This window comes from Camelimonas sp. ID_303_24 (assembly GCF_053543495.1).
On record NZ_JBLLJM010000058.1, the window covers coordinates 1 to 571 of the forward strand.

Annotated in this window: 1 protein-coding gene; it reads left to right on the top strand. The window is 69.4% G+C overall.

All coding sequences use genetic code 11. The annotated features are described in order from the left end of the window. Positions 1 to 571, top strand: a 571-nt coding sequence (locus ACERNI_RS17940; protein ID WP_448834592.1) for an autotransporter outer membrane beta-barrel domain-containing protein, incomplete at both ends; no start/stop codon positions are given.

Below are 571 nucleotides of genomic sequence, written 5' to 3' on the forward strand. Positions count from 1 at the left end.
CCCAGACCGGCTTCGGCATCGTCACCTCGCGCCTCACCTCCGCCGCCATCTTCGAGCGCCTCGGCAGCCTCGGCGGCAGCGTCGCCCCCGGCTTCTCAAACCTCAACGCCATCAACGGCGCCGTCGACGCCCAGAGCGCGCCCTTTGCCATCAACGCCGCCAGCCGGCGCCAGCCAGAACGCCTGCCAGGCTACGCCGGCAGCATCGGCGCCGTCGCGCCGCTCGCCCCCATGGCCAATCCAACCCCCTTCGGCCTCTTCGTCTCCGCCTCATACCTCACCGGCGGACCAGGCGCCGACATCCCCTACACCGCTGGCGGCATCACCGCCGGTCTCGACTACCGCGTCTCGCAAAACCTCACCCTCGGCGCCGCCCTCACCTACATCGAGGACAACCGCAGCGCCGACGGCATGAAGCTCGACAGCAACGCCGTCGCCCCCGCCGTCTATGGCCGCTTCGCCATGAACCGCGCCTTCATCGATGGCTATCTCGGCTATGCCTTCACCGACAGCAAAAGCCGGCGCTTCATTCCCTTCGGCGACGAAACCCTCGCCGCCGAAGCCTCGCCGCG